The organism is Sinorhizobium garamanticum (assembly GCF_029892065.1).
Classification (GTDB): Bacteria; Pseudomonadota; Alphaproteobacteria; order Rhizobiales; family Rhizobiaceae; genus Sinorhizobium; species Sinorhizobium garamanticum.
Genome location: NZ_CP120373.1, coordinates 601,793 through 628,038, shown reverse-complemented (window position 1 = coordinate 628,038; position 26,246 = coordinate 601,793). Strand labels below are relative to the sequence as shown.

The window sequence follows — 26,246 nt, the reverse complement described above, 5'->3', positions numbered from 1 at the left end:
GGGCGCATAGACAGCGACTGCCGCGCGTCTAGTGCATGATTCCTCAAATCGGAATCGAATTGAGGACAAAATCATGCAGCGATTCAAACTGCTACAGCGACCTTTGCGCGTCTCAAAAGACGCGCGGCGCGGTAGTGGGGCGCGGTGCTGTCGCGTGACCACGAACGCCAGAGGAGGCGCGCGTGTGGGCAATACTGGTCGGCGCGTTTCTTTTCGTCTGCGGCATGCTCTTCATGGCGCGGGAGGCGCTCGTCCGTCGAAATTTGAGTAACCCGTCACCCCCTTCCCAGGACGGAACTGACCAGGGCGGAACCGGACCGACGCTCGAGCCGGAGCGGCAGGGCTTGCGCTTTCTCGGCTTTGCCCGGAACTGGCCCGGGTTGGCTCTGATGGCAGTTGGCGCTGTCTTATTGCTTTTCGGTTAGCGTAATTCCGCCCGGAAACCGCATTCCGCCCGGAAACCGCATAATGCGCAGGAGTTAGCGGCTGGAAGCCGGGCGCTTCGCTGCGGCAAGCTGCTTGCGCGCCGCGCCGGGGGTAAGGGAAAATGCCTCCCTGAACTTCCGGATGAAGTGAGACACGTTCTCAAAGCCGGTTTCGAGCGCAATATCGATCAACGGCTTCTCGGTGGATGCAACCAGCCGCATCGCCGCGTCGAGGCGAAGTTTCAGATAGACCGAAACCGGGGTGGCGCCGAGCTCGTTCTGGAACAGGCGTTCGAGCTGCCTGCGCGATATGCCGAGCGCATTCGCCACATCGTCTATGCCGATGACGTCCTCAAGGTGCTGCTCCATCACCATGAGCGCGAGACTGATCCGTTTATCCTGCACCGTGACCGCGCCAAGCGGATTGCGCGTCTGCATTTCCGTGGCGTCGCGGCGGCGGGTGATCTGCATGATTTCGAGCGCGTTGCGCTCGGCTTCCTCGCCGACATGTTTGCGGATCAGGTAGGTGGCGAGGTCGGCGACGCTACTGCCGCCGGCGCAGGTGATCACATTGCCGTCCTCGACAAAGATATGTTTTGACGTCACCGCGATTGCGGGGAAGCGTGATCGAAATTCATTGTGATGCAGCCAGCTGACGCAGGCGGAATGTCCATCCAGCACCCCCGCCTCGGCCAGGATGAAGCTTCCCGTGCACACACCGATGATCGGCACGCCCGCCCGCACCGCCCGGTGAAGATAGTTGATCGTTTCTCGATCGATCGGCTCTTCGACATTGAGCCGCCCGCCAACGACGGCGATGTAGCTGAACTCGGTCGGCGGGCGGAGCGAGGCCGAGGGCGCCACCTGTATGCCGCAGCTGGACATGACGAAGTTTCTAGTGCTGCCCAGCACCTCCCAGTCGCAGTTCACCCGGCCCGACTTGTCCTCAACATCGCTGCCAAGCCTCAAGGCATCGGCAAACAGGGAAAAGGCGCTGAGCGTGAAGCTCCGTGCGAGAATGAAGCCGACGCGTAGCACCCCTTGACCAGCGGGATGCCTCGTCACGGCCGCCCTTTTTCCTATCAGAGTCGTTTCCAATGCGATGCAATCCATTCCTGCTGGGCACTAAGCATGCGTCCGCGGCCTATGATCGAACGCATGATACCAAGCGCAAACCGCTATAGGTAGGCCACCTGCGTTGGAACTGGCTGGGGCGAGGCGGGCAACTCCCGATATCTTCGTCTGTGCCGATCTGCTCCGTAAACCGGGCTAATCCCCATGTATATGATGCTTTATTAACTGATTTGTCAGAAAATTGTCATTGTCCGATTGGGCGCGCCGGCTCGGCGTATCGGACGCATCGGTTCGCCGGTCTGGTGGTTAGGTTCGTTCATCGGGGAATGAGGCTGGGATGTACGAAATGACGGAACACATGATGAAGGTGCTTATAAGCATCATGGCCGCGCTTTCGCTCGGCTCGCTGATGTTCCTTATTGCCGTGCTCTAGGTTTTGGAACCTGGAGCGTCCCTTCTGCTTTCATTGAACGACGTGAAAGCAGGATGCTCTACCCGTGGGCGTATTTTGCCTGCTGCGTCAGGGGTAAAGATAGAGCTGGTCCCAGCGTTCCCGCGGCACAAGTTCGCCGATCTTGTATTCAAACGACAACACGTCGAGGTGCTCTGCGTTGATACGGCACTTGAAGGCGAGCTTGTACCATTCGCCGCCACTTCGGAAGACTGCGCCCGGCGCCTTCATCTTGTCGCCATTGAAGATTGGATCGGCGAAGGTGTAGGCGATCACCTTGTCCGGCTTGAACGACGTCTTGTCCGCGCTGATCCGTTCCATCGCCTCGGTGTCGCAACGCTGCTCCAGGCGCGTCTGCGGGTCGAGCTTTTCGAACTGTCGCACCATAGACTGATCCATCGCAGCCGCCGGATTTGCCATCGACAGGCCAAGGACGAATGCGCAGGCGAGTGCTTTCATTCCCGGTGTTCTCCTCCGAAAGAGCGGCTGCTCATTTTTTCAGGTAAGTGCAAAGCACGCGGTGTCCGCGCGAATCGCTGTCCGCTCGGCGCCCGAGGTTTTCAGTTAAGCTCTGCGGCTATTCCAAGGCACAAACGTCACGTTGCCGAAACATCGACCCATTCCGCTCCGGTCAATTCCGCGATGCGTTCGGGGCTGATATGGACCGCGGCGTTGGTCGCGCCGGCCGCGGGAACGACGACGTCGTAGGCCCTTAAAGACTCGTCGCAATAGACATTGTGCGGCTTGGCCAGACCGAAAGGGCAGACGCCGCCGACCGGATGGCCCGTTTCCGCCTCGACCTCGTCGAAGCCGAGCATGCGGGCCTTTGTGCCGAAGCGAGCCTTGTACTTCTTGTTGTCCAGCCGGGCGTCACCGCGCGTGACGATCAGGATGATGTCGTCTCCGACCTTGAGCGCCAATGTCTTGGCGATTTGCGCGGGCTCGACACCGTGGCCTTTGGCTGCAAGTTCCACGGTGGCGGTACTTTGTGCAAGTTCGATGACATTGATGTCAGGGGCGTGTTCGGAGAAGAACTGTTTGACGGAAGCAAGGCTCATCGGGGCGATCCGTGCGGCAAAAACAGGGTGTCGGGAGAAATACGAATGTGTGACGGCAAGCCGGGATTGCGCTCGCTGCAGACGGGTCAGTGTTTCAATCGTCGTTCGAGGCGTCAAGATCTTCGGGGCGCCGGCCTTCCTGCTGCGGCGGCAGATAGCCGTGGCTCGCGAACCAGTTCTCAAGGATCGTCGAAATCGCCTGTTCGCGCGTCAGCATGCCGGGATGGTCGGTGATGAAGGATTTGAGCGCCGTCTCGATCTTTGCGGCATAGAGTTCGGTCATGGTTGCCTCCGCTTACAGCGCCTCGCGTCCTTTCAGACGCGCAAAGGTCGTTGTAACACTTTGAATTGCTGCATATTTTTATCCTTAAATCGGCTCCGATTTAAGGAAACATGCAGTAGCTCCTTCGAGAGGCGGTCCGCGCTTCCAGCGCGGATCGCAAGGTCTCTTCAGCAGGCCTATGCCTGTTTGACGATGCGGATCAGCACCAGAAGGATGATCGCGCCGATCGTCGAGTGAATGATCGCGGAAAGGATGCCAGTCCCAAGGCTGATGCCGATCGCGGGAAAGAGAAAGCCGGCGATGAAGGCGCCGACGATGCCGACGACGATGTTGCCGATCAGGCCAAAACCGAAGCCGCTGACGATCAGACCGGCAAGCCAGCCGGCAACAGCGCCGACAATCAGGAACACCAGGATGCTTTCAATACCCATGAATCGCTCCTCTCCGTTGGATCCATAGGAAAAGATAGATCAGGATTTGAAATCAGATAGAGGGCAATTTTATCGCGCGGCGATTTTGCACCGATTTCCGGCCGCCGGTACACGCATCCAGCGATCCCGCGACGTGGGTCGGGCGCGGCCGCTCTTGGCGGTGCCCGCAGCGCCGTATGTCCAATCGGACGCACGGCGCTGTAAGAGCTCGTTGCAGTTGACAGCTCAGACGATGCCGCCACCGCCGCCGATGGCTGCCGGCCGCTCGCCCGCGACCTTGGCGCGGTAGCCGCTGGCACGGTAGGTCGCGACCGGCGCGATCGCACCGCCATGCTCGAGGCGTGCCATCGCCAGGATCGGTTCGACGTCCGTCCTGAAGGCGACTTTCAGCGTTTCCGACGCCATCAGCGCATCATTGCCCTGCTGATAGTCGTTGAGCGCGTTCCGATCGACGAGAAGGGCCTGGGCGTAGGCGCGGCAGACTTCCATCGCGCTGGTCATCAGGCTCTCGATCGGATCCGTCACGTTGTGGCTCTGGTCGAGCATATGTGCGGGATTGAAACCTTCCGCACCCCGCACCTCGGCGTCGACCAGTTCGTTGAAGACCAGAAACAAGCGATAGGGATCGATCGATCCGGTATCGAGATCGTCGTCGCCGTATTTGGAATCGTTGAAGTGGAAGCCGCCGAGTTTCCTGAACTGGATCAACCGGGCGACGATCATCTCGATATTGACGTTCGGCGCGTGATGGCCGAGGTCGACGAGGCAGAAGGCCTTAGGCCCCAGTTCCTGCGCAATCAGGTAGTTCGTGCCCCAGTCCTGCACAACAGTGGAATAGAAAGCCGGCTCATACATCTTGTGTTCGGTGAAGATGCGCCAGTCATCCGGGAGCGCGGCATAGACTGCCTTCATTGATTCGAGGTAACGCTCGAAGGCCCTGGTGAAATTGCTTTGCCCGGGAAAGTTGGAGCCGTCGCCGATCCAGACGGTCAGCGCCTTCGACCCCAGCGCCTTGCCGATCTCGATGCATTCGAGATTGTGCTCGACCGCTTGGCGCCGCGTCGCCGCATCGCTATGCGAGAGCGAACCGAACTTATAGGAATGGGCCTGCCCCGGCGCATCGGAGAAGGTGTTGGAATTCATCGCGTCGAAGCCTAAGCCCAGCGCCGCCCCCTTCTCCTTCAATGCGTTGAGATCGGAAACCTTGTCCCACGGGATATGCAGCGAAACGGTCGGCGTCGCCCGCGTCAACGCATGGATGACGCCGCAGTCTTCGAGCTTGTCGAAGATGTTGCGCGGTTCGCCCGGGCCGGGAAAGCGCGCGAAACGCGTTCCGCCAGTGCCAACGCCCCAGGAGGGAACGGCAACGCCATAGGCGGCAACCTTTTCCTTGATGGAGTCGATCTCGATGCCGCGGCGGGCAAGCCTTTCGCCGAGGCTTTCATAGTCTCGATTGAGCGCGTCCCGACGGCTCGCATTCTCCGCCTCGACAGCGGCCTTGCTGATCATCTCGGTCATGGGTGCCTCCGGATCAGCGCGTGAACGACTGGGCATTGCCCGCGTCGACATTAATGATGTTGCCGGTCGATTTGGCCGACATGTCGGAAGCCAGGAAGTAGATCGCTTCTGCGATATCTTCCGGGAAGACGCTGAGCTTCAGCATCGAACGCTCGCGATAATGAGCTTCCAGGTCGTCCACGTCCATCTTGTAGGCGGCAGCGCGCTGCTCCTTCCATTCGCCGGTCCAGATCTTGGAACCACGCAGCACCGCGTCGGGATTGACGACGTTGACGCGGATCTGCGCCGACGCCCCTTCGAGGGCGAGGCAGCGGGCAAGATGGATCTCCGCCGCTTTGGCCGTGCAGTAGGCGGACGCGCCGGGAGAGGCGGCAAGGCCGTTCTTCGAGGCGACGAACACGACATTGCCGCCGGCCTTCTGGTTGCGGAAGATGCGGAAGGCTTCGCGCGAGACCAGGAAATAGCCGGTTGTGAGAATGTCGATGTTCTTGTTCCAGAGGGCGAGGGTCGTATCCTCGATTGCCGCCGACGAAGCAAGCCCGGCATTGGAGACCAGGATGTCGAGACCACCGAAGGCAAGCAGAGTGTCGCCGAAGCCGGCTTCGACCGCCGCCTCGCTGGTTACGTTCATATTGACAGAGCGGATGAAATCCTTGCCGTAGCGACCGGCGAGTTCGGTTTGCGCAGCCTCGAGCGCCGTTTGGTCGATATCCGCGAGAACGACGCAGGCGCCTTCCTGCATCAGCCGGTTTGCCGTTGCCTTGCCGATGCCGCCAGCGCCGCCGGTGACGAGCGCGATGTGGCCGGCGAGACTCTTTGGCTTCGGCATGCGCTGGAGCTTGGCTTCCTCCAAGAGCCAGTATTCGATGTCGAAGGCTTCCTGCTCGGGCAGGCCGACATAGGTCGACACGCCGGAGGCGCCGCGCATGACATTGATCGCATTGACGTAGAATTCGCCGGAGATCCGGGCCGTCGCCTTGTCCTTGGCGAAGGTGATCATGCCGACGCCGGGAACCAGATAGACGACGGCGTTCGGGTCGCGTATCGCCGGGCTGTCGGCGCGCTTGCAGCGCTCGTAATAGGCGGCATAGTCGGCGCGATAGGCGGCTATCGCCTCGGAAATCCCGGCGAGTGTCTTGTCGATATCAGGATTGGCCGGATCGAAATCGACGACCAGTGGCCGGATCTTCGTTCTAAGAAAATGGTCGGGGCAACTCGTTCCAAGGGCGGCGAGCGGTTCGAGATTTTTGGATGTCACGAAATCGAGGACGGCCTGGCTGTCGTCGAAGTGCCCGACCTTTTTCTCCTCCGCGCCGATCAGCCCGCGGATTACCGGCATCAGTCGCTTGGCGATCGCAACGCGCTCGGCGCTATCCAGCGTCGGCTTTACCGCCCCGCCGAAGGCCGGTGCCGTGTTCTCTGCCTCGAACCAGGCGATCGCGCGGTTGATGATTTCGATGGTCGTCTCGTAGGCTTCCTTGGCCGTGTCGCCCCAGGTGAAGAGACCGTGGCTTTCCAGGACCACACCGCGTGCCTTCGGATTTTCGAGGCAGAATTTTTCGAGCCACAGGCCGAGCTCGTAGCCCGGCCGCTTCCAGGGCAGCCAGCCGATCTCATCGCCGAAAATTTTCTGCGTCAGCTCCTTGCTGTTCGAGGAGGCGGCGATCGCGATGATCGCATCGGGATGCATGTGATCGACATGAGGCTTCGGCACATAGGCGTGCAGCGGCGTGTCGATCGAAGCGGCGCGCGGATTGAGATTGAACGTGCAATGCGGCAGGTAGCCGACCATCTCGTCTTCGAACTCGACACCCCGGTAAATGCCCTTCAGGGCGCGGAGCTTGTCCATGTAAAGGGTCGCGAAGCCGTCGAGCTTGATGGTGCCGACGTCGCCGCCGGATCCCTTGACCCAGAGGACCTCGACCATTTCGCCCGTCAGTGGATCTTTTTCCATCACCTTGGCCGAGGTATTGCCACCGCCGTAATTGGTGATCCGCTTATCCGATCCGAGGAGATTCGAGCGGTAGAGAAGCTTCTCCGGCTCGCTCATCCCTGCGGCCTTGGCCTCATCCCAGAGATTGGCCAGGCGTGCGCCCTGTTGCTTGTCGAGCATGTTGAATTCCTCCCGGTAAGCTATCCGGCGGCAGTAAGGCCGCGGCGACATGATTGGCATCAGATCACACGGTCGGTGCGCGAATGTCAATCAAAAACGATCAAAATCATTCATATTGCGCTGCACAATGAAAAAATATGATTGATACTGATTGACAATGCTCGGGACTGATGGAAGCATGCGGGCATCGGAGGAGCGAATGCACGAAAAAGAAAGACATAGGGTCATCCTGTCTGCGGTTCAGGAGAAACCGGTCGTGACGGTGCCCGAACTTGTCGAGCTGACCGACAGTTCCGAGGCGACGATCCGGCGCGATATCGCCGCTCTTCACGTGCAAAAACGCCTGCGCCGCGTACGCGGCGGCGCCGAGGCGATCAATCCGCCGCAATTCGTCGGCCTCGCCGGCCGACCGTTCAGTGTCAACGAGGGCCTGCATGCCCGCGAGAAGCAGGCGATCGCCAAAGAGGCGGTGGCGCTTTGCGCGGACGGAGAGCCGATCATCATCAATGGCGGCACCACAACCTTCCAGATGGTGCATTTTCTCGCAAACCGCCGGATGCAGGTCTTCACCAATTCCTTCCCGATCGCCGAACACCTGCTCAAGCACTCGAAGAACACCGTGATGCTTTCGGGAGGCACGATCTACCGCGAGCAGAACATTATATTGAGCCCCTTCGACAACGACGTGACGCGCAATTTCTATGCGCGCCGCATGTTCATGGGGGCGCAGGGACTCGGACCCCTCGGGTTGATGGAGGCGGATCCGCTTCTGATCCAGGCCGAACAGAAACTGATCGATCAGGCCGACGAATTGGTCGTGCTGGTCGATTCTTCGAAATTTCACAGGCGCTCGAGCCTCATTCTTTGCGGGCTCAAGCGCATCGCCACTGTGATCACGGATTCGGGCATCGAGGACAGGCATGCCGCGATGCTCGAAGGCGCCGGCGTCAATTTGGTCATCGCCAACGCGAAGCCTGTCGTTGACGCAGAAAGTGCTTCATCGTCCGCCTGATGCGGGCGGAGGAGAGGGGAGTCGGACGTTGCGACAATCCCGGGCATGGCCGGGGCAGGTCGCAGATTGGGGGCCGGACCGATGCATTCATACCGAATGCGCGCGGCCCAAAGGGAGGAGAAAGTCATGAAGCTTATGAAATCATTGATGGTCACGGCCGCCGTTGCGGTGGCGCTCATGGCCAATGCCGCGCACGCGGAAAACAAGAAGATCGCGCTCGTCGTCAAGGCGCTCGGCATCGGCTTCTTCGAAGCTGCCAACAAGGGTGCACAGGAAGCCGCCAAGGAACTCGGCGATGTCGAGGTCATCTATACCGGCCCGACCTCGACGACAGCGGAAGGCCAGATCGAGGTAATCAATTCGCTGATCGCCCAGAAGGTGGATGCGATCGCCGTTTCCGCCAACGACACCGATGCGCTGGTGCCGGCTCTCAAGAAGGCTATGGATCGCGGCATCAAGGTTATCTCGTGGGATTCGGGCGTCGCCAAGGAAGGCCGCCAGATGCATCTCAATCCGTCCTCGAGCCCGCTCATCGGCAACATGATCATCAAGCTTGCCGCCGACAATCTGCCCGAAGGTGGTGATGTCGCGGTGCTCTCGGCCTCGGCAACGGCAACCAACCAGAACACCTGGATCGCCGAAATGAAGAAGGTGCAGGGCAACTACAAGGGCATCAATGTCGTCACCACGGTCTATGGTGATGACCTTGCCGACAAGTCCTACCGCGAAACGCAAGGGCTCATTCAGTCCTATCCGAACCTGAAGGCGATCATCGCGCCGACCTCCGTCGGCATCGTCGCGGCCGCGCAGGCGGTTACGGACGCGGGCAAGATCGGCCAGATCAACGTCACCGGCCTCGGTCTGCCCTCCGAAATGGCGGGCCACGTAAAGTCCGGCGCGTCGAAATCTTTCGCGATCTGGAACCCGATCGACCTCGGCTACTCGGCGACGATGATCGCTTATGGCCTCGTCAATGGTGCCGAAGCCAAGCCCGGCGCGGAACTCAAGATGGGCCGCATGGGCACGGTCAAGCTCGACGACAACAATGAAGGCGCCATGGCCGATCCGTTCGTCTACGATGCCTCGAACGTCGAAGAGTTCGCGAAGATCTTCTGATCGCGCAGGCGAGGGGTGTTTGCCCCTCATCCGGCCTGCCGGCCACCTTCTCCCCGCTGGCGGGGAGAAGGGAACGCGCGGCGACCGCTCGCGTCCTCTCGCTGCATTGAGGGAGGATCGATGCGACGGCGCTCTCGTCCCCTCTCCCCGCGTGCGGGGAGAGGGCTAAGGTGAGGGGCAACCTCATTGTCGAGGGCCTCACGGCGAAGACGGTTGAACGAACAACGGCCGCGCAATTGAAACGACTGAACTGGTGGACCCTCTCTTGTTGCAGGACACAACCACATCGCGGATGAAGCCCGCCATCGCGCTCGAGGGCATATCGAAGTCCTTTCCCGGCGTGCGTGCGCTCTCGGATGTTTCGCTCGCGCTCTATCCCGGGTCGGTGACGGCGCTCGTCGGGGAGAACGGTGCGGGCAAGTCGACCCTCGTCAAGATCCTGACTGGCATCTACCAGCCCGACGCTGGCGTCATCCGGCTCGCCGACGCGGAAACGACATTCCCGACCGCCCTTGCTGCGGCCCGCGCCGGTGTCACCGCGATCCATCAGGAGACGGTCCTTTTCGACGAGCTCTCCGTTGCCGAAAACATCTTCCTTGGTCATGCGCCGCGCAACCGCTTCGGCTTCATCGACTGGAAGAAACTCAATGCCGATGCTGCGGCCCTGCTGCATCGGGCAGGGGCGGACTTCGATCCTACGATCCGGCTGCGCGACCTCGGCATCGCCAAGAAGCATTTGGTGGCAATCGCCCGTGCGCTCTCGGTCGAGGCGCGCGTCGTCATCATGGACGAGCCGACAGCCGCCCTCTCGCACAAGGAAATCCATGAGCTCTATGCGCTCATCGAACGGCTGAAGGCCGACGGCAAGGCGATCCTCTTCATCAGCCACAAGTTCGACGAGATCTTCCGGATCGCCGACCGCTACACCGTCTTCCGCGACGGAGCGATGGTGGGCGAGGGCTTGATTGCTGACGTCAGCCAGGACGATCTCGTGCGGATGATGGTCGGTCGCGCCGTCGGCTCCGTCTATCCGAAGAAGGAGGTCGCTATCGGCGAGCCGGTGCTGACCGTTTCCGGCTATCGCCACCCGACCGAATTCGAGGACATCAACTTTGAACTCAGGCGCGGCGAAATCCTCGGCTTCTACGGCCTCGTCGGCGCCGGCCGCTCGGAATTCATGCAGTCGCTGATCGGCATCACCCGACCGTCGGCCGGCGCGGTCAAGCTCAACGGACAGGTGCGGGTGATCCGGAGCCCCGCCGAGGCGATCCGCGCCGGCATCGTCTACGTGCCGGAGGAGCGCGGCCGGCAGGGCGCGATCATCGGTATGCCGATCTTCCAGAATGTCACCTTGCCCTCGCTGTCGCACACGTCGCGCTCCGGCTTCCTGAAGCTCGCCAATGAATTCGCGCTCGCACGCGAATACACCTCCCGGCTCGACCTGCGTGCCGCCTCTCTCGACCAGGACGTCGGCACGCTCTCCGGCGGCAACCAGCAGAAGGTCGTGATCGCCAAATGGCTCGCGACCAGGCCGAAGGTCATCATTCTCGACGAACCCACCAAGGGTATCGACATCGGCTCCAAGGCGGCCGTCCACGCCTTCATGAGCGAACTTGCGGCCGAAGGCCTGAGCGTCATCATGGTATCCTCGGAAATACCCGAGATCATGGGCATGTCGGACCGCGTGATCGTCATGCGCGAAGGGCGGATCGCCGGACGCTTCGAGCGGGCCGAACTGACCGCCGAAAAGCTGGTGCGCGCGGCGGCCGGCATTGAAACGCAATCGAACGGTAGGGCCGCATGATGGCGAAGCTCCTCAAGAATCGCGAAATCCTGCTCGTCGTCGCCATCATCGCGCTCGTCGCCCTGATCGCATTGCGGTTCCCCGCTTTCGTAACTCCGGCAAGCTTTGCCCGTGTCTACAACGACACCTCCATTCTGATCATTCTGGCGCTCGGGCAGATGGCGGTGATCCTCACCCGCTGTATCGATCTGTCGATGGCCGCCAATCTTGCGCTGAGCGGCATGGTCGCGGCCATGTTGAACACCGCCTTTCCCGGTCTGCCGATTCCCTTGATCATTCTTGCGGCGATGGCGCTCGGCGGCCTGCTAGGCATGATCAACGGAACGCTCGTCTGGAAACTCGACATACCCCCGATCGTCGTTACGCTCGGAACGCTGACGATCTATCGCGGCCTGATTTTTCTTTTGACGGACGGCAAGTGGATCAACGCCCACGAGATGAGCGACGCCTTCAAGGCGCTGCCGCGCTTGGGCTTTGCGGGCGTGCCGGTGCTCTCGTGGCTGTCGCTCCTGATGATTGCGCTGATGTTCCTGGTGATGAGTCGGACCCCGATCGGTCGTGCCTTCTATGCGGTCGGCGGCAATCCGCACGCGGCCGTCTATACGGGCATCGATGTCGGCCGCACGCGCTTCTTCGCCTATTGCCTCTCGGGCACGCTCGCCGGCCTTTCCGGTTATCTCTGGGTGTCGCGCTATGCGGTCGCCTATGTCGACATCGCCGCGGGCTTCGAGCTCGATATCATCGCGGCCTGCGTCATCGGCGGCATTTCGATTGCCGGCGGCATCGGCTCGGTGGCAGGCGCCGTGCTCGGCGCGCTGTTCCTTGGCGTGATCAAGAACGCACTGCCCGTCATCAACATCTCGCCCTTCGCGCAGATGGCGATTTCCGGAACGGTCATCGTCATCGCGGTCGCCGTCAACGCCCGTGCCGAGAGGCGCAAGGGCCGTGTCATTCTTAGAAAAGCGGAGGCGGTCTGATGACGGACGCCCACCTTTCTCCCCGCAACATTCCAGACCGGCTGCAGGGCCGCGGTGCTCGCATCCTGAAGAGCTGGGAAAGTCTGCTGCTTGCCGTCGCGGTCGCGATCTTTCTCGGCAATTCACTGGCGTCGCCCTATTTCCTCGATCCGTGGAACCTCTCCGACGCCACGTTCAATTTCACTGAGAAGGCGATGATTGCCTTCGCCATGGCGCTCGTCATCATCTCCGGCGAGATCGATCTTTCGGTCGCCTCGATCATCGCGCTTGCCTCGACGGCAATGGGCTACGCTGTGCAATTGGGCGTCGATACCCCGGCGCTTGTCGCGATCGGCCTTGGCGTCGGGCTCATCTGCGGCATGGTCAACGGGCTACTGATCACCGGCCTCGGCCTGCCGTCGATCGTGGTGACAATCGGTACGATGAGCCTCTTCCGCGGGCTCTCCTTCATCGTCCTCGGCGACCAGGCCTTTACCGGCTATCCCGAAAGCTTCGCCTGGTTCGGGCAGGGCTATGTCTGGTGGGTCTTCTCTTTCGAGTTCACCTTGTTCGTCGTGCTCGCAGTCGTCTACGGCGTGCTCTTGCACAAAACGAATTTCGGCCGCGCCGTCTATGCGATCGGCAACAACCAGACGGCGGCGTTGTTCTCCGGCGTCCGCGTCGCGCGGGTGAAGTTCATGCTCTTCCTGCTGACCGGCCTGATGGCAGGGCTCGCCTCCGTCTGCCTCACCTCGCGTCTCGGCTCCACCCGCCCCTCAATCGCGCTCGGCTGGGAACTCGAGGTGGTGACCATGGTGGTGCTCGGTGGCGTCAACATCCTCGGCGGCTCGGGCACCATTCCCGGCGTCGTGCTGGCGGCGTTGATCATGGGTATGGTCACATTCGGCTTCGGCCTCCTGAACGTGCCCGGCATCGTTATGTCGATCTTCATCGGCCTGCTGCTGATCTCGGTCATCGCCCTGCCGATCCTTTGGCAGCGTGCCCGCCGCCGTCTCGCGCATTGAGGTTCAATCCATGGAAAAGTATGCCTTCCGCATGCGGCTCAATCCAGGAATGGCCGCCGAATACAAGGCGCGCCACGACGCGATCTGGCCCGAACTGGTGGTCCTGCTCAAGGAAGCGGGAATTTCCGACTATTCGATCCATTTCGATGAAGAGACCAATCTGCTTTTCGGCGTGCTCTGGCGGACCGATACGCACGGGATGGCGGAGCTTCCCTCGCACCCGGTCATGCGGAAATGGTGGGCCTACATGGCCGATATTATGGAGACGCATGCGGACAACGAGCCCGTGGCCATGCCGCTGAAGACCGTTTTCCATCTGAGCTGACGATGAAGACGGTCGCTGTCATCGACATAGGCAAGACGAACGCCAAGGTCGCGCTGGTCGATCTCGACCGGTTCGAGGAAATCGCCGTGCGCAAGACGGGCAACGGCGTGGTCAATGGCGGTCCTTACCCGCACTTCGATATCGACCGTCTCTGGCGCTTCATTCTCGATAGCCTCGCTGCACTTAATCGCGAGCACAGGGTGGACGCCATATCGGTTACCACGCACGGCGCCACCGCCGTGCTGCTTGACGACGCCGGCGATCTCGCCCTGCCCGTTCTCGATTACGAGTTCGCCGGGCCGGACGCGCTCGCGGAGGACTATGACCGTGTTCGTGCGCCGTTCTCGGAGACCGGTTCAGCGCGCCTGCCGATGGGCCTGAATGTCGGTGCGCAGCTCTTCTGGCAGGAGCGTACGTTTCCGCAGCACTTCGCGAAGGTCACGACGATCCTCACTTATGCGCAGTACTGGTCCTACCGGCTGACCGGCGTAAGAGCGAATGAATTGACTTCGCTCGGCTGCCACACCGACCTTTGGAATCCCAAAGCCGCGGCGTTTTCCTCGATGGTCGAGGCACTCGGCTGGCGCAAACTCTTCGCGCCCGTTCGCAAGGCGAGCGACGTGCTTGGCGGGTTGTTGCAACAGCTGGCCGATGAAACGGGCCTGCCGCAAAATCTGCCAGTCTATTGCGGGATCCACGACTCCAACGCCTCGCTACTGCCGCATCTGCTGACCCGCAGCGCGCCGTTTTCGGTCGTCTCGACCGGAACCTGGGTCGTCATCCTCTCGGTCGGCGGCGACAGGGTGGATCTCGACGAGAAACGTGACACGCTGATCAACGTCAACGCACTCGGCGATCTGGTACCCTCGGCCCGTTTCATGGGTGGCCGCGCCTTCTCGACGCTTGTCGGGGAGAAACCACCCATCGGTTCGCTGGAGGTGGAAAGCAAGGTCTTGGCTGCGCGCCACATGCTGCTGCCGTCGGTGCCTGTCGGCTCCGGCCCTTTCCCTTGGGCCACCGCGCGCTGGACGACCGACGAAAGAGCGCTTGCTCCGGCTGAGCGGCTTGCCGTCGTTTCCTTTCATCTCGCCCTGATGACGACGACATGCCTTGATCTCATCGGAGCAAGGGGAGAGATCGTCGTCGAAGGGCCCTTCGCCGCCAACGCCGCCTATTTGCGGATGCTTGCTGCGGCCACGGGCAGAGAGATCCTTGCCGACAGTCACAGTGCCACCGGGACCAGCCTTGGTGCGGCCTGTCTCGTGACCGGCATTCGTGTCCACACCGGAGCGGAGCGCTTCACGTGTAGCGTCTCGGATGGCTATGCGGACTATGCTGAGGAATGGCGCGCGCTCACTGCGGCGCACGTAAAGCGCGTAGCCGAGGCCTAACATCTACCCAATGTAATGTGATGTAACGCGAAGTAGAGCGGCTGCGTTGCAACAAATCGATCAGAAAACGGCGGTCCGGTTTAGCGACCGGTTATGTTCAAGATTGATGACGATCGAAATTGCCGTCATTGTCAGGATTGCAGTGATGGCGGCGCCTATTCCAAGAACAATCATTGTTCATTTCCCGTCGGCGCACCATCATGATGCCGCCCAGCCCGTGTGAAAGTTACTGCCGGCGGTCTGCGCCTTTTCCACTTTCGCTTCGATACGCTATGGCAAGTAGAAGCACAATTCTAAACTCTTGTGATTGAAAACCTGTTGTTGTTTTGATCGAATATACCGCCCGTTGCATTGCAAAAGCGACGGCCTACAAGTTCTCCGCGAATTTTAGCGATTCCGATTACGGGCCAGGAAGCGTTAACTTTCAAGCAACGAATTAACCATAAACATGGTCGCACACGTCGGAATGGGAAAGTCTCAGGTTCTCCTCAAGGCATGACGCCGCACCGCCGTACCGGTTCCGGTCCGGTATCTATTCTTCACCGAAATTACTTGCGGGATGGACGATGGCAGACGCTGCGGCGCGCTGATCGCATCGATCGGGCGTGACCACCGACGGCCGTTTGGCTGGCCGGACCTCCCCAGGCGAGTTTCGATTGCAGTAGCCGGGGATTAGTGTGAGGCAGGACGCGTCAGAACAGGCAAGAAAGGGCCAAGCAGGCAGCTTGCTTGAGCGCCTGCGCTTTTCCGGGCTCGACGAAGACGGCTGCGCGCTGCTGCGCCAACATCGCGAGAGCCTTTCGCCACGCATCGACCTTGCGCTTCGGGACCTCTTCCATCGGTTCCAGACCTACGCCGCCAGCCACTTCGATAGTGATCGTCAGCTCGATCGCCTGCACGATCTGCAATCGTCGCATTGGAATGTGCTGACCGACGCCCGCTTCGACGGGCTCTATGCGGAGCGCGTGAAAGTGTTGGCCGATACCGAAGGCCGCATGGGGCTAGACCCGCGCTGGCAGGTCGCAAGTCACGCGGTCGTGCTGGAGCATCTGTTGACCGGCCTCATCGAGGATGCGTGGCCGAACTCACTCCTTCCCTTCGGCAAGGCGCGGAAGAAGGAACTATGCAATCTCGTCGCCGCGCTCGTGCGCACCACCTTCGTCGACACCGAGATCGCGGTGTCGCTGCGTTTCAACGCGCTCAGGCAGCAGCATCAGCGGCAACTCGCCGAGCAGCGCCGGGACGACGAGACGGAAGTCAGCGATCTTTTCGCAAACTTTCTGCAGGCTCTTGGTGACGGTGATCTTGCTGCCCGACTGCCGGAAGGCGCTTCGGATGCATATCAACCAATCGTCACACGCCTCAATGCGTCCCTGGATCAGATTCAGGCGGCCCTGCAATCCGCAGACGAGCGCAGCGCAGCGGCAGAAGCGATGATCTCGGATCTGCACGCCCGCGCGGCTGAATTCTCCGGCAGGGCTGGAGGTGAAGCCGAGGCACTTTCGCGTCAGGCGGCGACGCTCGGCGGCATGACCGAACGCATGCAAACCGGTTCGGCCCGCATCGGTGAAACCGAGGCGAGGGCGAACGAGACGCGCATTGCTGTCGAGCGGAGCGGTGAGATTGCCGGTCAGGCGATTTCGGCCATGGCGGACATCGAGGCGTCGGCCGAAAAGATCGGTCAGATCATCGGCGTGATCGACGAGATTGCCTTCCAGACCAATCTGCTGGCTCTCAACGCCGGCATCGAGGCGGCGCGCGCCGGCGAGAGTGGCCGCGGCTTCGCGGTGGTCGCCCAAGAGGTCCGCGCACTTGCTCAGCGCTCCGGCGAGGCGGCACGCGAGATCAAGCAGCTTGTTACCGGAACCAAGGCCCAGGTCGAGGCCGGCGTCGAGATGGTCGGCCGGACCCAGGATGCGATCAGCAGCATCGTGGAGCAGGTGATTTCCATCAACGCGGCCGTCTCGGGCATCGCCCGCCAAGCCGAAGATCAGGTGAGCGATCTTCGTACCGCCACCACCGAAATCGGCGGTATCTCGCAAGCGATGCAGCAAAGCGCGGCGCTGGCGGATAGCGCGGCGAGTTCGTCGGGCGACCTTCATGGGATCATCGAGCAACTCGGGCAGGCGATCCGCAGATTCCGTCTCGAACGGCATCAGGCGGCACGCGCTGCGGCGACGCGCAGCCCGGTACTCCCGCGCGCACCGCAGCACGCGGCGGCGCAGGCCGGCGACGACGACGCGGGCGCTCTGTTCGACGAGGGTGCTGTCTCGGAGCGGCATGTCGTGGGACGGCGCTACTAACCTTGGGCATTTTAAAGCAGGCAGGCGAGGAAACCGGAATGGCCAGCAAGAAGACCGCTCAGAAGACGCTCAGGCTCGCTCCTGTGCTCGATCTGAATGAGGCGACGGCGCTGCATGAAAAGCTGCTGGCGCTGAAAGGCAGCGCGGTCGCTATCGACGCCTCCGCTGTCGAGCGGATCGGAGCGCTCTGCGTTCAGGTGCTGGTCGCCGGCGCAAAAAATTGGGAAGAGCAGCAGCTGTCTTTCACCTTTGCAAAGGTGTCGGACGCCTTCGTTAAAACGACACAGCTCATCGGCGTGGACATCGATCCCCTGATGGCAAAGGAGATTTGAGAAATGAAGAAGAGAGTTCTGACTGTCGACGACTCCCGGACGATCCGGAACATGCTTCTCGTCACGCTCAACAATGCCGGATTCGAAACGATCCAGGCCGAGGACGGCGTCGAAGGCCTCGAGGTCCTCGAGGAAGCCAATCCGGACGTCATCGTCACCGACATCAACATGCCGCGTCTCGACGGCTTCGGTTTCATCGAGGGCGTGCGCAAGAACGACCGCTACCGCGCCGTGCCGATCCTCGTGCTGACCACGGAGAGTGATGCCGAAAAGAAGAACCGTGCGCGGCAGGCAGGTGCCACCGGCTGGATCGTCAAACCGTTCGACCCGACCAAGCTGATCGATGCGATCGAGCGCGTAACGGCCTGAAATCCGAGGACAGCCTCCAATGGATATGAACGAAATCAAAGAGATTTTCTTCCAGGAATGCGAGGAGCAACTCGCGGAACTGGAGTCGGGTCTCATGAAGCTCAACGACGGCGATCGTGATCCGGAAACGGTCAACGCCGTCTTTCGAGCGGTGCACTCCATCAAGGGGGGCGCCGGCGCGTTCGGGCTGGATGATCTCGTGTCGTTCGCGCATGTGTTCGAGACGACGCTCGATTGCGTTCGATCCAACAGGCTGGAGCCCAATCAGGACGTTCTGAAGGTCATGCTGAAGTCGGCGGACGTGCTCGCTGACCTCACCAATGCTGCCCGCGACGGCGGCAGCGTCGATGAGGCCCGCAGCCGCCAACTGATCAAGGAACTCGAAGCGCTGGCGAATGGCGAGCTGCCGCAGGCGTCGGCTGCCGAGCCGGCGCCCAAGGCTGCAGCTCCCGCGCCCATTGCCGCGACCCCAGTCAATGAGGAAGGCTTTCAGCCCGTCGCCTTTTCCTTCGAGGATTTCGAGGCGGACGAACCGGCCCTGATCGAGGCGACCTGCTACGAGATCGTCTTCAGCCCGAAATCCGAGCTTTATGCCAAGGGCAATGATGCGACGCTGCTTCTGCGCGACCTGTCGCGGCTCGGTGAGATGAGCATTCACTGCGATATGGATGGCATGCCGCCGCTCGACCGGATGAATCCGGAGGCTGCCTACTTCTCCTGGAAGATTTCGCTGAAGACGGACAAGGGCGAAGACGCGATCCGCTCTGTGTTCGAATTCGCGGAATGGGACTGCGACCTCGACATCGCTTTGGCCGGCGGCTGCGCGGTCGATGCGCGCGAGGAGCTGCCGATGCAGCCCGTTCCCTTCGATCTCTCGCTGCTGGACGAGGCACCGGCCGGTTCGGCTGAAGAGGAAGAGCAAATTGCCAGCCGCGACCGCGATGCGGCCGTTTCGGCGGCTGAGACCGCGAGCAATGTCTTGCAGATGGCCCAGTCCTCTACCCGGGCTCCTGCGGAAGCTCCGAGGAACGCGACGGCTGCGGCCAGCGCGGCCGCCCAGCAGGCCGCCTCGGCCGCGACCCCGACCATCCGCGTGGACCTCGATCGCGTCGATCGTCTGATCAACCTCGTCGGCGAACTCGTCATCAATCAGGCGATGCTATCGCAGAGCGTGATCGAGAACGACACGAATGGTCCGTCATCGATCAACATGGGTCTCGAGGAGCTGCAACAGCTCACCCGCGAGATCCAGGACAGCGTCATGGCGATCCGCGCGCAGCCGGTGAAGCCTGTCTTCCAGCGCATGTCGCGCATCGTCCGCGAAATTGCCGACATGACCGGCAAGTCCGTTCGTCTCGTCACCGAGGGCGAGAACACGGAAGTGGACAAGACGGTCATCGACAAACTGGCCGAACCGCTGACGCATATGATCCGCAACGCCGTCGACCACGGCCTCGAAACACCGGAAAAACGGCTTGCCGCCGGCAAGAGCGCCGAAGGCACCGTGCGCCTGACGGCCAAGCACCGCTCGGGTCGCATCGTCATCGAGCTTGCCGACGACGGCGCGGGCATCAATCGCGAGAAGGTGCGCCAGAAGGCGATCGACAACGATCTCATCGCTGCCGACGCCAACCTCTCGGACGAGGAAATCGACAACCTGATATTCCATGCGGGCTTCTCGACCGCCGACAAGATCTCCGACATTTCCGGCCGCGGCGTCGGCATGGATGTCGTCAAGCGCTCGATCCAGGCGCTCGGCGGGCGCATCAACATCTCGTCCAAGCCCGGGCAGGGTTCGGTCTTCACGATGAGCCTGCCGCTGACGCTCGCCGTCCTCGACGGCATGGTGGTGACAGTCGCCAACCAGACGCTGGTCGTGCCGTTGACTGCCATCGTTGAAACGCTTCAGCCCGAGGCCTCCGCGATCCATAGCTTCGGCTCCACCCAGCGCCTGATCTCGATCCGCAACTCATTCTGCCCGCTGGTCGATGTCGGCCGTATCCTCAACTTCCGCGCGACGCAGGCCAATCCAGTCGACGGTGTGGCACTGCTCGTCGAGTCCGAAGGCGGCGGCCAGCGCGCCCTGATGGTGGATGCAATCCAGGGGCAGCGACAGGTGGTGATCAAGAGCCTGGAGGCAAACTATACCCATGTTCCGGGCATCGCGGCGGCGACCATCCTTGGCGACGGCCGCGTGGCGCTCATCCTCGATGTCGACGCAATCGTCGCTGCCTCGCGTGGGCAAACCCTGAAACCTGAAATGTCACTTGCTGCAGCCGGATAATACTCATGACCTATGCCGCAAAAAATCTGACGACTGGCGGACGGGAGCTCATCGCCTTCCGCGTCGGAGATCAGGAATTCTGCGTAAACATTATGGTGGTCCGCGAAATACGCGGCTGGACGCCGGCAACGCCGATGCCGCATGCGCCATCCTATGTGCTCGGCGTGATCAATCTGCGCGGCGCAGTATTGCCGATCGTCGATCTATCCGCGCGTCTCGGCATGAAGCCCGCGGAACCGACCATTCGGCACGTGATCATCGTCGCTCAGGTGAAGAATCAGGTGGTGGGGCTCCTGGTCGACGCAGTGTCCGATATCCTGACCGTCAGGGACGATGAGATCCAGCCGACGCCGGACATTTCGTCCGAATTCGAGAAGAGCTTTGCCCGAGGCGTATTGGCGATCGAAGGCCGGATGATCTGCCTGGTCGAACTCGAAGCGGTTTTCCCCCAAGAGGAAAGGGAGGCGGCATGAGAGCTCAGGCCATTCTCGAACAGAAACTGTCGCCGGACGAATGCCTTGCAAGCGGCGAGTATCCGCTGACGCGTCGTGATCTCAACGAAATCGCTGCGATGATCTATGCCGACGCCGGCATCTATCTGAACGAATCCAAGGCGTCGCTCGTCTATTCGCGGCTGTCGAAGCACATCCGCAATCTCGGGCTCAAGGGTTTTCGCGACTATTGCCAACTCGTCGCTTCGCCGGCTGGCGCCGCGGCCCGGCGCGACATGCTCTCGCACCTGACGACGAATTTCACCCGCTTCTTTCGCGAAAACCACCACTTCGAACACTTGAAGACGGACGTATTGCCGGACCTCATCGCCCGCGCGAAGAATGGTGGACGTGTTCGCATCTGGTCGGCTGCGTGCTCGGATGGTCAGGAGCCCTATTCGATCGCGCTTACGGTTCTGTCGCTGCTGCCGAACGCGGCGGACTATGACTTCCGCATTCTCGCGACGGATATCGATCCGAAGATCCTGGCACTCGCCCGGGCCGGTGCCTACGACGCCACGGCGCTGGAAACGATCGACCCCGCCATGCGCAAGCAGTGGTTCAGCGAGGTTAATGTCGGCGGCCGCGTCAAGTGGCAGATCGACGATCGCGTCAAGCGGCTGATCACCTTCAACGAGCTCAACCTCATGGCGCAATGGCCGGTAAAAGGGCCCTTCGACGTCATCTTCTGCCGCAATGTGGTTATCTATTTCGACGAGCCGACGCAGATGAAGATCTGGTCGCGCTTCGCCGGCGTGCTGGACACCAACGGATATCTCTACATCGGCCATTCGGAGCGCGTGTCGGGAGACGCCAAGTCGAAGTTCGACAATATCGGCATCACCACCTATCGCCATACCGGCAAGTTTCATGGAGTTCGGGCATGAGTGTTCCCGCGCGCGTTCTCGTTGTCGATGACTCGGCCACCATGCGCGGCCTGATCACTGCCGTGCTCAATGCAGATCCGGACGTCACCGTCGTCGGTCAAGCGGCCGATGCGATCGAGGCCCGCCAGGCGATCAAGCAGCTTGACCCCGACGTCGTCACCCTCGACATCGAGATGCCGAACATGAACGGGCTCGAGTTTCTCGACAAGATCATGCGGCTGCGCCCGATGCCGGTCATCATGGTCTCGACCTTGACGCACAAGGGCGCGGAAGCGTCGATCGCCGCGCTCGAAATCGGTGCGTTCGACTGTGTCGGCAAGCCGCATCCCGGCGACCCGAATCCTTTCGGCGACCTGGCAGACAAGGTGAAGGCGGCCGCCCGCTCCCAGCGAAAACACATCATCACTGGCAACAAGGCGGCGGTGCCGGCCGCCGCGAACGCAAATGCCGAATACCGGGCGGGCCGCAAGATCATCGCCATGGGAGCCTCGACCGGCGGCGTCGAAGCGCTGATCACCGTCTTGCAGAAGTTTCCGGCCAATTGCCCTCCGACGGTGATCACGCAGCATATGCCGCACACTTTCACCAGGAGCTTTGCGGAGCGGCTCAATCGCCTTTGCGCGCCGTCCGTTCAGGAGGCGACCGACGGCGCCCGTCTTGAGATCGGGAAGATCTACCTGGCACCGGGCGGCGAACGCCACCTTCAGGTGGCCAATGCCGCCGCGCCTTGCTGCCGCCTCGTCGACCGCGCCCCTGTCAACGGCCATCGCCCTTCGGTCGATGTGCTGTTCGATTCGGTCGCCGAGCTCGCGGGCCGCAATGCGATCGGTGTCATCCTGACCGGAATGGGCCGCGACGGCGCATCCGGCCTCCTTAAGATGCGACATGCCGGAGCACTCACCTTCGGACAAAACGAAAAGACTTGTGTCGTCTACGGCATGCCGAGAGTTGCCTATGAATTGGGTGCTGTCGAAACGCAGCTCCCCCTCGGATCGATCGGGGAGGAGATCCTGAAGACCGCAGCAGCCCGAAAAGAAGGAAGCGAATAATGTCCATCGCCGAAAAAATAAAAGTTCTGATCGTCGACGATCAGGTCACGAGCCGCCTGCTGCTCGGCGACGCCCTGCAGCAGCTTGGTTTCAAGCAGATCACTGCAGCCGGCGACGGGGAGCAGGGCATGAAGATCATGGCCCAGAACCCGCACCATCTGGTTATCTCGGATTTCAACATGCCGAAGATGGATGGCCTGGGGTTGTTGCAGGCCGTTCGGTCGAACCCGACGACGAAGAAGGCGGCCTTCATCATCCTGACCGCGCAGGGCGACCGCGCGCTGGTGCAGAAGGCAGCTGCACTCGGTGCCAACAATGTTCTCGCCAAGCCGTTCACGATCGAAAAGATGAAGGCTGCAATCGAGGCCGTGTTCGGGGCACTGAAATGATGACCGCGGCTGCTGCCGGCAGGCGCGTACACGTCATCCAGGGCGAGTTCAAGGTCGTCAACGATCCGGATATCGTTCTTTCGACCATTCTCGGGTCCTGCGTTGCCGCCTGCCTGCGCGATCCCGTGATCGGTGTCGGCGGCATGAACCATTTCCTGTTGCCCGGCTCCGCGACAACCGGCGGCGATGCCACGCGCTATGGCGTGCACCTGATGGAACTCCTGATCAACGGCCTGCTGAAGCAGGGAGCGCGTCGCGACCGATTGGAAGCGAAGATCTTCGGTGGCGCCAAGACGATTGCAAGGTTCTCGAATGTCGGTGAGCAGAATGCCGCCTTTGCACGCCAGTTCCTGCTGGACGAAGGCATCCGCATCGTCGGCGAGAGCACAGGCGGGGAGCACGGCCGCAAGCTGGAATACTGGCCATCCTCCGGCCGTGCCCGCCAATACGCTTTGACGGGGATGGAAGCGCAACGGGCGATGCAGATGGACCAGCGCCCCGTATCCGTGCCGAAGCCGGTGGAAAGCTCGATCGAATTCTTCTGATCGTGCTTGCCCATGGGCGGCAGGAAAACGCAATTCCGAATTCGCAGACGACGTGAGAACAGACCATGCAGATCGACTATCAGAGCCATACGCCTCACGCCGAAGAATCCTTGCCCGGCGTGCTGATGCGCATCGTCACGGAGCTCCATGACGTCGCCTATCTCATCGAACGCATCGAGCCGCAGCTCTACGGCAATCGCGGCGTGGCCTCGTCGGATGCGTCCGAGCAGATGATGGTGCTTCAGGGCATTGATCTGGCCGTCCAGAAGACGCGTGGGCTGGCCGAATTTATCGATACGATCACGGCATCCATCCCCGACACCTGGCTCGTGGACGTTACGACTGCGGTCAACCTGATCAAGCTTGCCGATATGAAAAAGGCCCTCGGTAGCGGCATGCTGCGCCACGGCCACTCGCAGCCTTTGACGAAAGCCTCGGGCGACTTCGAAGCGTTTTGACGTCGATCACGTGATTTAATCGAGTAACCGAGGCGGGTTTGCCCCTGATCCCAAATTCATGAGGATTGCCCTTCACACCAGCCCTTTCCTGAGCAGGACTGGGAGACGGGACTTAAGAGGCCGCCGCGAGTCTCCTTCGCCCCGCTTGCTGGGAGATGTGGTCGCACCCCTTCGACGGATTCTCCCTGTTCTTCGTCAAGTTCGCGCAAGTTTCGCCGCCTAGCTTCGCATCCGGGGCTGGTAGATTCGCGCGTATTGGACATCGGCTGAAGCGCAAGCCGATACCCAGCGAACCCGAATGTTGGATCTGCGCATGGCGCTGGCCGGATGACCGGCCGGCCGTCTTGCGATACTGGGTGCGGAAACAGAATGAATCTGTTCGATCAATTCTCGACGTTCACGAAAAACCTCGGCAGTCTGGGGCAAAGTAAACTGATCGCGCTCGCCGTAGCCGGTATCGTTGCGGTCGGGTTCGTCCTTGCCGCCGGCATCTACGTCAACAGGCCTTCTTTTGAGACGCTCTATGTCGGCCTTGAGCGCAGCGATGTGACCCAGATCAGCATTGCGCTCGCCGAAGCGAACATCGATTTCGATGTCGGGTCCGATGGCGGCAGCATCCAGGTTCCGGTCGGGATGACCGGCAAGGCCCGCCTGTTGCTTGCTGAACGCGGTCTGCCCAGCAGCGCCAATGCCGGTTACGAACTCTTCGACAATGTCGGCTCGCTAGGCCTCACCTCCTTCATGCAGGAAGTGACGCGCGTTCGTGCGCTTGAAGGCGAAATTGCCCGGACCATCCAGCAGATTTCCGGCATCGCCGCCGCACGCGTGCACATTGTGATGCCGGAGCGCGGAAGCTTCCGCAAAGCCGACCAGACGCCGACGGCGTCGGTGATGATTCGCGCGAGCGCAACGGTCGGCCGCGGTGCCGCGTCCTCGATCCGCCATCTCGTCGCATCGTCCGTACCGGGGCTCGATGTCGACGACGTCACCATCCTCGACTCGACTGGGCAGCTTCTCGCCTCCGGCGATGACCCGGCGAACAGCGCGCTCACCCAGTCGCTCGGCGTCGTCCAGAATGTCCAGACGGATCTCGAAAAGAAGATCGACAATGCGCTCGCACCGTTCCTCGGCATGGACAACTTTCGCACGAGCGTGACGGCGACGCTCAACACCGATGCGCAACAGATCCAGGAAACCGTCTTCGACCCCGAGTCGCGTGTCGAGCGCTCGACCCGCGTGACCAAGGAAGAGCAGAAGTCCAGCCAGCAGCAGCCGGACAATGCCGCGACCGTGCAGCAGAACGTGCCCCAGGCCGCACCGCGCGGCGGCGCCGGTCCGCAGTCCAGCGACGAGGCGGCAAAGAAGGAAGAGCAGACCAACTACGAGATCAACAGCAAGACGATCGCCACCGTCAAGAACAGCTATTCTGTCGAGCGGCTGTCGATCGCCGTCGTCGTCAACCGCGGTCGTCTCGCGGCGATGGTGGGAGAACCGGCTGATCAGGTAAAGATCGACGCGTATCTCCAGGAAATGCAGAAGATCGTCTCGTCGGCCGCTGGTGTCGACGCAAACCGCGGCGACGTCGTCACGCTGAACGCGATGGATTTCGTCGAGACGCAACTCCTGGACCAGCCGGTGGCCGGCCCGGGCGTCATGGAAATGCTGACGCGCAATCTCGGCGGCATCATCAACTCGCTTGCCTTCGTTGCCGTCGCCTTCCTGGTTGTCTGGATGGGCATGCGGCCGCTCGCTCGCCAGATGGGTTTCGGCGGCAAGGCAGGCCAGTTGGAAAGCGAGGCGGCAGGCCTCGAACTGCCCGACTTCTCGCCGGTCGGTGCCGGTGCCGGGGGTGCGCTCATGGAAGGCTTCGGTGCGGACTTCGGCTTCGACAGCACCGACGACCTGCTCAACCTCGGCGAGGAGGGCAACTTCAACCGGCGCGTCAAGGAAGGACCGGAACGGCGGCTTGCCCGCATGGTGGAGATCAGCGAGGAACGCGCGGCGAAGATCCTGCGCAAATGGGCCCTCGATCGCGCCGCCTGACGAACAGTCGCAAGGCAACCGGCATATCGCAGAAATCCCGCCCGAGTGGCGGGATTTCTTGTGCGGCCAGATCAGCTCCGCCCAGCGTAACGCACCGAAGGTCCCGAATGCGAA

At 61.5% G+C, this 26,246-nt stretch carries 26 protein-coding genes; 19 read left to right on the top strand and 7 right to left on the bottom strand.

Going from position 1 to position 26,246, the window contains the following annotated elements:
* Positions 1-182 precede the first annotated feature (182 nt).
* The gene (locus tag PZN02_RS03080; RefSeq protein ID WP_280660158.1) at positions 183-425 is read left to right on the top strand and encodes a hypothetical protein; all 243 of its coding nucleotides are present in this window, start codon (positions 183-185) and stop codon (positions 423-425) included.
* A gap of 54 nt (positions 426-479) precedes the next feature.
* Here PZN02_RS03080 and PZN02_RS03075 read toward each other — a convergent pair whose 3' ends face one another.
* The 7 genes from PZN02_RS03075 to PZN02_RS03045 form a co-directional block, all read right to left on the bottom strand.
* Positions 480-1,490, bottom strand: coding sequence for a GlxA family transcriptional regulator (locus PZN02_RS03075; protein ID WP_280660157.1), 1,011 nt, complete (start codon positions 1,488-1,490; stop codon positions 480-482).
* A 529-nt stretch (positions 1,491-2,019) separates the two neighbouring features.
* A complete protein-coding gene (locus PZN02_RS03070; protein WP_280660156.1) occupies positions 2,020-2,409 on the bottom strand; it encodes a DUF930 domain-containing protein in 390 nt (129 codons plus the stop codon).
* A 137-nt stretch (positions 2,410-2,546) separates the two neighbouring features.
* Positions 2,547-3,008, bottom strand: coding sequence for a YbaK/EbsC family protein (locus PZN02_RS03065; RefSeq protein WP_280660155.1), 462 nt, complete (start codon positions 3,006-3,008; stop codon positions 2,547-2,549).
* A gap of 94 nt (positions 3,009-3,102) precedes the next feature.
* Positions 3,103-3,291: a hypothetical protein gene (locus PZN02_RS03060; RefSeq protein ID WP_225105556.1), complete on the bottom strand. Its 189-nt coding sequence runs from the start codon at positions 3,289-3,291 to the stop codon at positions 3,103-3,105.
* Positions 3,292-3,467: 176 nt separating this feature from the next.
* Positions 3,468-3,722, bottom strand: a complete 255-nt coding sequence (locus tag PZN02_RS03055) for a GlsB/YeaQ/YmgE family stress response membrane protein (RefSeq protein WP_136506116.1) — start codon at positions 3,720-3,722, stop codon at positions 3,468-3,470.
* A 225-nt stretch (positions 3,723-3,947) separates the two neighbouring features.
* The gene (gene rhaI / locus PZN02_RS03050) at positions 3,948-5,240 is read right to left on the bottom strand and encodes an L-rhamnose catabolism isomerase (protein WP_280660154.1); all 1,293 of its coding nucleotides are present in this window, start codon (positions 5,238-5,240) and stop codon (positions 3,948-3,950) included.
* Positions 5,241-5,253: 13 nt separating this feature from the next.
* Positions 5,254-7,353 carry a bifunctional rhamnulose-1-phosphate aldolase/short-chain dehydrogenase gene (locus PZN02_RS03045; protein ID WP_280660153.1) on the bottom strand — a complete coding sequence of 700 codons (2,100 nt, stop codon included), beginning with the start codon at positions 7,351-7,353 and terminating at the stop codon, positions 5,254-5,256.
* 199 nt (positions 7,354-7,552) lie between these two features.
* Between PZN02_RS03045 and PZN02_RS03040 the strand changes: the two genes are divergently transcribed.
* The 18 genes from PZN02_RS03040 (at position 7,553) to fliF (ending at position 26,132) form a co-directional block, all read left to right on the top strand.
* Positions 7,553-8,365 carry a DeoR/GlpR family DNA-binding transcription regulator gene (locus PZN02_RS03040; protein WP_225105552.1) on the top strand — a complete coding sequence of 271 codons (813 nt, stop codon included), beginning with the start codon at positions 7,553-7,555 and terminating at the stop codon, positions 8,363-8,365.
* Between the two features lie 126 nt (positions 8,366-8,491).
* Entirely contained in the window at positions 8,492-9,481 is a 990-nt protein-coding gene (rhaS, locus tag PZN02_RS03035; protein WP_280660152.1) for a rhamnose ABC transporter substrate-binding protein, read from the top strand.
* 292 nt (positions 9,482-9,773) lie between these two features.
* Complete coding sequence (locus PZN02_RS03030; protein WP_280660151.1) at positions 9,774-11,285, top strand: sugar ABC transporter ATP-binding protein; 1,512 nt, start codon at positions 9,774-9,776, stop codon at positions 11,283-11,285.
* Complete coding sequence (locus PZN02_RS03025; RefSeq protein WP_280660150.1) at positions 11,282-12,262, top strand: ABC transporter permease; 981 nt, start codon at positions 11,282-11,284, stop codon at positions 12,260-12,262. The genes PZN02_RS03030 and PZN02_RS03025 overlap by 4 nt, the downstream gene beginning before the upstream one ends.
* Positions 12,262-13,266, top strand: a complete 1,005-nt coding sequence (locus PZN02_RS03020; RefSeq protein WP_280660149.1) for an ABC transporter permease — start codon at positions 12,262-12,264, stop codon at positions 13,264-13,266. Before PZN02_RS03025 ends, PZN02_RS03020 begins: the two co-directional genes overlap by 1 nt.
* 10 nt (positions 13,267-13,276) lie before the next feature.
* Positions 13,277-13,591 (top strand): L-rhamnose mutarotase, encoded by a 315-nt coding sequence (gene rhaM / locus PZN02_RS03015; RefSeq protein WP_280660148.1) that lies wholly within the window; start codon positions 13,277-13,279, stop codon positions 13,589-13,591.
* Complete coding sequence (locus PZN02_RS03010; protein ID WP_280661368.1) at positions 13,588-14,982, top strand: FGGY-family carbohydrate kinase; 1,395 nt, start codon at positions 13,588-13,590, stop codon at positions 14,980-14,982. Before rhaM ends, PZN02_RS03010 begins: the two co-directional genes overlap by 4 nt.
* A 677-nt stretch (positions 14,983-15,659) precedes the next feature.
* Positions 15,660-17,285, top strand: a complete 1,626-nt coding sequence (locus PZN02_RS03005; protein WP_280660147.1) for a globin-coupled sensor protein — start codon at positions 15,660-15,662, stop codon at positions 17,283-17,285.
* A 38-nt stretch (positions 17,286-17,323) separates the two neighbouring features.
* The gene (locus tag PZN02_RS03000) at positions 17,324-17,617 is read left to right on the top strand and encodes an STAS domain-containing protein (RefSeq protein WP_280660146.1); all 294 of its coding nucleotides are present in this window, start codon (positions 17,324-17,326) and stop codon (positions 17,615-17,617) included.
* Positions 17,618-17,620: 3 nt separating this feature from the next.
* The gene (locus tag PZN02_RS02995) at positions 17,621-17,986 is read left to right on the top strand and encodes a response regulator (RefSeq protein WP_065784641.1); all 366 of its coding nucleotides are present in this window, start codon (positions 17,621-17,623) and stop codon (positions 17,984-17,986) included.
* Positions 17,987-18,005: 19 nt separating this feature from the next.
* Positions 18,006-20,270 carry a chemotaxis protein CheA gene (locus tag PZN02_RS02990; protein WP_280660145.1) on the top strand — a complete coding sequence of 755 codons (2,265 nt, stop codon included), beginning with the start codon at positions 18,006-18,008 and terminating at the stop codon, positions 20,268-20,270.
* Positions 20,271-20,275: 5 nt separating this feature from the next.
* Positions 20,276-20,743, top strand: coding sequence for a chemotaxis protein CheW (locus tag PZN02_RS02985; protein ID WP_280660144.1), 468 nt, complete (start codon positions 20,276-20,278; stop codon positions 20,741-20,743).
* Positions 20,740-21,648 (top strand): protein-glutamate O-methyltransferase, encoded by a 909-nt coding sequence (locus tag PZN02_RS02980; RefSeq protein WP_280660143.1) that lies wholly within the window; start codon positions 20,740-20,742, stop codon positions 21,646-21,648. Before PZN02_RS02985 ends, PZN02_RS02980 begins: the two co-directional genes overlap by 4 nt.
* Complete coding sequence (gene cheB, locus PZN02_RS02975; RefSeq protein WP_280660142.1) at positions 21,645-22,697, top strand: protein-glutamate O-methylesterase CheB; 1,053 nt, start codon at positions 21,645-21,647, stop codon at positions 22,695-22,697. The genes PZN02_RS02980 and cheB overlap by 4 nt, the downstream gene beginning before the upstream one ends.
* A complete protein-coding gene (locus PZN02_RS02970; protein WP_034851752.1) occupies positions 22,697-23,086 on the top strand; it encodes a response regulator in 390 nt (129 codons plus the stop codon). Before cheB ends, PZN02_RS02970 begins: the two co-directional genes overlap by 1 nt.
* Positions 23,083-23,631 (top strand): chemoreceptor glutamine deamidase CheD, encoded by a 549-nt coding sequence (cheD, locus tag PZN02_RS02965; protein WP_225105539.1) that lies wholly within the window; start codon positions 23,083-23,085, stop codon positions 23,629-23,631. The genes PZN02_RS02970 and cheD overlap by 4 nt, the downstream gene beginning before the upstream one ends.
* A 65-nt stretch (positions 23,632-23,696) precedes the next feature.
* Positions 23,697-24,089 carry a chemotaxis protein CheT gene (cheT, locus tag PZN02_RS02960; protein WP_280660141.1) on the top strand — a complete coding sequence of 131 codons (393 nt, stop codon included), beginning with the start codon at positions 23,697-23,699 and terminating at the stop codon, positions 24,087-24,089.
* A gap of 369 nt (positions 24,090-24,458) precedes the next feature.
* A complete protein-coding gene (gene fliF, locus PZN02_RS02955; RefSeq protein ID WP_280660140.1) occupies positions 24,459-26,132 on the top strand; it encodes a flagellar basal-body MS-ring/collar protein FliF in 1,674 nt (557 codons plus the stop codon).
* Positions 26,133-26,246 lie beyond the last annotated feature (114 nt).